General features: G+C 61.1%; 5 protein-coding genes and 1 pseudogene. 3 read left to right on the top strand and 3 right to left on the bottom strand.

Going from position 1 to position 3891, the window contains the following annotated elements:
- Window positions 1-95 precede the first annotated feature (95 nt).
- A complete protein-coding gene (locus ACXRVY_RS19585; RefSeq protein ID WP_458238030.1) occupies window positions 96-557 on the top strand; it encodes a GNAT family N-acetyltransferase in 462 nt (153 codons plus the stop codon).
- A 17-nt stretch (window positions 558-574) separates the two neighbouring features.
- Here ACXRVY_RS19585 and ACXRVY_RS19580 read toward each other — a convergent pair whose 3' ends face one another.
- The 3 genes from ACXRVY_RS19580 to ACXRVY_RS19570 form a co-directional block, all read right to left on the bottom strand.
- On the bottom strand, window positions 575-1792 hold the full coding sequence (locus tag ACXRVY_RS19580; protein ID WP_223463031.1) for a cytochrome c biogenesis protein DipZ: 1218 nt from the start codon (window positions 1790-1792) through the stop codon (window positions 575-577).
- Window positions 1793-1939: 147 nt separating this feature from the next.
- On the bottom strand, window positions 1940-2194 hold the full coding sequence (locus ACXRVY_RS19575; RefSeq protein ID WP_223463032.1) for a hypothetical protein: 255 nt from the start codon (window positions 2192-2194) through the stop codon (window positions 1940-1942).
- Window positions 2195-2242: 48 nt separating this feature from the next.
- Window positions 2243-2506 carry a DUF2790 domain-containing protein gene (locus ACXRVY_RS19570; protein ID WP_223463033.1) on the bottom strand — a complete coding sequence of 88 codons (264 nt, stop codon included), beginning with the start codon at window positions 2504-2506 and terminating at the stop codon, window positions 2243-2245.
- 306 nt (window positions 2507-2812) lie between these two features.
- On the opposite strand from ACXRVY_RS19570, the gene ACXRVY_RS19565 reads away from it, so the two are divergent.
- Window positions 2813-3553 carry a response regulator gene (locus ACXRVY_RS19565; RefSeq protein ID WP_223463034.1) on the top strand — a complete coding sequence of 247 codons (741 nt, stop codon included), beginning with the start codon at window positions 2813-2815 and terminating at the stop codon, window positions 3551-3553.
- Window positions 3550-3891, top strand: a pseudogene (locus tag ACXRVY_RS19560) (two-component sensor histidine kinase); the annotation flags it as partial. The gene ACXRVY_RS19565 and the pseudogene ACXRVY_RS19560, both read left to right, overlap by 4 nt.

The following is a 3891-nucleotide window of genomic DNA, read 5'->3' as shown; positions in this document are numbered from 1 at the left end:
TCACTTGAGCGGTCGCTGAGCCAGCGGGGGCGACAGCACCGCCCAGGCCCGCTACTCTCGCTACCCAGCGACTGACCTCTGAAAGGACTCACAACATGGCACCCCGCCTGGACTGGCTTGCTCGACATATGCAGCACAGCAACACATTCGCTTCGTGGATCCACCAGCAGTTCCACTACGAATACACCGGACAGTCCCTGTCCGATTGGCAACGAGAGTTCGCCGAAGGCCAAAACAACGGCGACTGGAAATGTCTGGTCGCCCTCGACCACAACGAGCTGTTGGGCGGCGCAGCACTGGCCAGGGCTGACCTGGACCATCRCCCGGATCTGGGGCCGTGGCTCGCTTGTGTGTTCATCACCCCCGAGGCACGCGGTAAGGGCCTGGCGGAGCGGTTGATCGAAGGGATTTGCGCGCAAGCCAAAGCCAGCGGCGAGAAGAGGATCTACCTGCACACTCAGGACCAGAGCGTTTATTACGCCAAGCGCGGCTGGGTGGTGCAAGAGCGTTTTGAAGCGTGGGAAAAAGAACAATGGCTCATGGCGCGAGACCTGTGAGCCATTGATCAAGCGGATTACGCCGCTGGAGCGCCGGCCTTGGCCTCCTCCAGCAACTGCTGAATCATCTTCTCCTGCGTGTCGTAGCTGCCTTCACCGAAGTGGGTGTAACGCACCTGCCCCTTGGCATCGATCAGGTAGTGCGCCGGCCAGTACTGGTTGTCGAAGTTGCGCCAGATCGCGTAGTTGTTGTCGATCGCCACCGGGTAGGTGATGCCGTATTCCTTCACCTTGGCCCTGACGTTGTCGATGATGCGTTCAAAGCCGTATTCGGGTGTGTGCACGCCGATCACCACCAGTCCGTCCTTTTCGTATTTCTTCGCCCAGTCCTTCACGTACGGCAGGGTGTGCCTGCAGTTGATGCAGTCGAAGGTCCAGAAGTCCACCAGCACCACTTTGCCTTTCAGGGCTTCGTTGGTCAGTGCGGGCGAGTTGAGCCAGTCCACCGCACCGGACAGCGACGGCATGACGCCTTGGGCGTTGTCCATGGTGCTGTCGGCCTTGACCTTGCTGACCAGGTAATCGACGACTTTCGGCACGGTTTCCAGCACACCTTTCTCTACGCCGCTGACACCTTCCGATGAAGTGTTGGCCAGCAACAGGTCGTTGGCCCCTGTTGCAATCACCGCTGCTCCGGCCAGCACCGCAACCCCGGCGCCTCGGCGCAACCAGCCCGTAACCGGAATCGACGGTTTCAAGCGATTGACCAGGCCGCGACCGGCAAAGATCAGGGTGCCCAGGGACAGCGCACTGCCGGCACCATAGGCCACCAACAACAGACTGGTGCCGGCGTTCGCGCCCTGCAGCATGGCGCTGGTCAGAATCACCCCGAGGATCGGCCCGGCGCACGGTGCCCAGAGCAGCCCGGTAGCGACACCGATCATGATCGAAGCCAGCGGACCGGACATTTTGCGCGAGTTCGGGTCGATGCGATTACCCAGCAACACGAAGGGACGGGCCAGCCAGTCGCCGACCCGCGCGGAAATCAGCGACAGGGCGAACAGCACCATCACCACCAGCGCTACGTGGCGGCCGGTGTTGCTGGCCTGAATCACCCACTCACTGCTGACCACGGCCAGGCTGGAGACCAGGGCAAAGGTCAGGACCATGCCGCCGAGGGTAAGCAGGATCGAGGAGCGTGTGCGGTCGGCCCCGGCAAACAGGAATGGCACGACCGGCAGGATGCACGGGCTGAGGACGGTCAATATGCCGCCCAGGAAAGCGATGAGTAACATGGGATCACCTAATTCAGGTTAGAGGGCGACACATCACCACTGTAGGAGCGAGCCTGCTCGCGATAGCGTCCGGTCAGGCGACACATCGTTGACTGAACCATCGCCATCGCGAGCAAGCTCGCTCCCACAGTGGATTGGGGGGTGTTCTCAAGCCGTCTGCTCATCCAGCAACTGCCCCTGAGGCGTGCGGCTGGCACCGTTCTCGGCGAGCATCTGCCCTTGCGGCGTACGGCTGGAGCCGTCCTGCGCAAGGAAGCCATGGGTGCCCTTCTCTGCCACCGGCGTGAGTTGGAAGCAGGTGTTGCTGGCGCAGGTGCTTTGCTCGACAGCGGCGTTGGCATGGGCTGCCGCGCCGGCGACGGAAAAGGCGATGGCGGTCAAAAAGCGGGAAACGTTGTTCATGATGTCCTTCCTGTTTCAAATGGTTTGGGCGATCGTTGGTCGCAACACTCAGTTTTGCGAGTTGCAGTTGTCGGCGAATTTTCGGTAATCCAGCACCTGGGATTTCGACTGAGCGTCGAGGTAGGTCAGCCGCGCATTTACCACCCCGCAGGAAGGCGTAGCGTCTTCGGTCAGCGACACCACTTTCCTGATGTCAAGTTGGGTGCCGTAGGTGTAGGTTTTCGGAGCGACATCGGCTTCGGCACGGGCCGACAGGGTGCAGATGTTCAGGGCGGCAAACAGGCAGGCGGCGTAGATGGCCTTGGTGTTCATGGCGAGTTCCTCAGGGTTTCAACAGGTCGATCGTTGGTTGATCCGAGGCGGTCTGGTTTGCCTCGATGGAACCTATTAAAAGCTTGCGAGGTATCTCGTCTGTGTCGGGAATCGGCGTGAATCAATCGCTGCGTATCAGAACCGGGCGCAGATACAGAGCCATACAAAACCGCTGAAAATCGGCTTTTTTGCCTTCGTGTGTATCCTCAGGCAAGCCAGATACACTGCAATACAAAGGGCGGCAGGCGAGCCCGCCCAGGCTCGATAGACTGTGTGGCATTCCCCATTTATCAGAGGTTTGGCCCAATGGATCACGTTGATCACATCCTCATCGTTGACGATGACCGCGAAATCCGCGAGCTGGTAGGCAACTACCTGAAGAAGAACGGCCTGCGCACCACGGTCGTGGCGGATGGACGGCAGATGCGCGCCTTTCTGGAAACCACCCCGGTGGACCTGATCGTGCTCGACATCATGATGCCGGGGGACGATGGCCTGTTGCTCTGCCGCGAATTGCGCGCCGGCAAACACAAGGCCACGCCGGTGCTGATGCTCACCGCCCGCAACGATGAAACCGATCGCATCCTCGGCCTGGAAATGGGCGCCGACGACTACCTGGTCAAGCCATTCGCCGCCCGTGAACTGCTGGCGCGGATCAACGCGGTGCTGCGGCGCACCCGCATGCTGCCGCCGAACCTGGTGGTGACCGAAGCCGGCCGCCTGCTGGCCTTTGGGCGATGGCGCCTGGACACCTCGGCCCGTCACCTGCTCGACGAAGACGGCACCATGGTCGCCCTGAGCGGTGCCGAATATCGATTGCTGCGGGTGTTTCTCGACCATCCGCAACGAGTGCTCAACCGTGATCAGTTGCTGAACCTGACCCAAGGCCGCGACGCCGACCTGTTCGACCGCTCCATCGATCTGCTGGTCAGTCGCCTGCGCCAGCGCCTGCTCGACGACGCCCGCGAACCGGCCTACATCAAGACCGTGCGCAGCGAAGGCTATGTGTTTTCCCTGCCGGTGGAAATCCTGGGCGATCAATCATGACGCAGGCGCTGCATTGGCCGCGGTCCCTGGCCTCGCGGCTGTCGCTGATTTTCCTGATCGGCCTGATCCTCGCCCAGGCGTTGTCCTTTGGCGCGCAGTATTACGAGCGCTACGAGTCCTCGAAAAACACCATGCTCGGCAACCTGGAAACCGACGTATCCACCTCCGTTGCCATTCTCGACCGCTTGCCCGCCGATGAGCGAGCCGCTTGGCTCAAACAACTGGAACGGCGCAATTACAGTTACATGCTCAATGAGGGTTCGCCGGGCACGCCCATACGCACCGACATGCCCGATGCGCCCATTGCCATCGCCTCGATCAAGGACGCCATCGGCCAT

This window comes from Pseudomonas sp. P5_A2_2 (assembly GCF_054177685.1).
The sequence above is the reverse complement of the archived record's forward strand: the minus strand, read 5'-3'. Positions and strand labels throughout refer to the sequence as shown.

Bases quoted from the DNA above. Each gene is read 5' to 3' on its own strand.
- ACXRVY_RS19580 (WP_223463031.1), bottom strand. From the start codon at position 1,792: ATGTTACTCATCGCTTTCCTGGGCGGCATATTGACCGTCCTCAGCCCG.
- ACXRVY_RS19565 (WP_223463034.1), top strand. From the start codon at position 2,813: ATGGATCACGTTGATCACATCCTCATCGTTGACGATGACCGCGAAATC.
- ACXRVY_RS19575 (WP_223463032.1), bottom strand. From the start codon at position 2,194: ATGAACAACGTTTCCCGCTTTTTGACCGCCATCGCCTTTTCCGTCGCC.
- ACXRVY_RS19570 (WP_223463033.1), bottom strand. From the start codon at position 2,506: ATGAACACCAAGGCCATCTACGCCGCCTGCCTGTTTGCCGCCCTGAAC.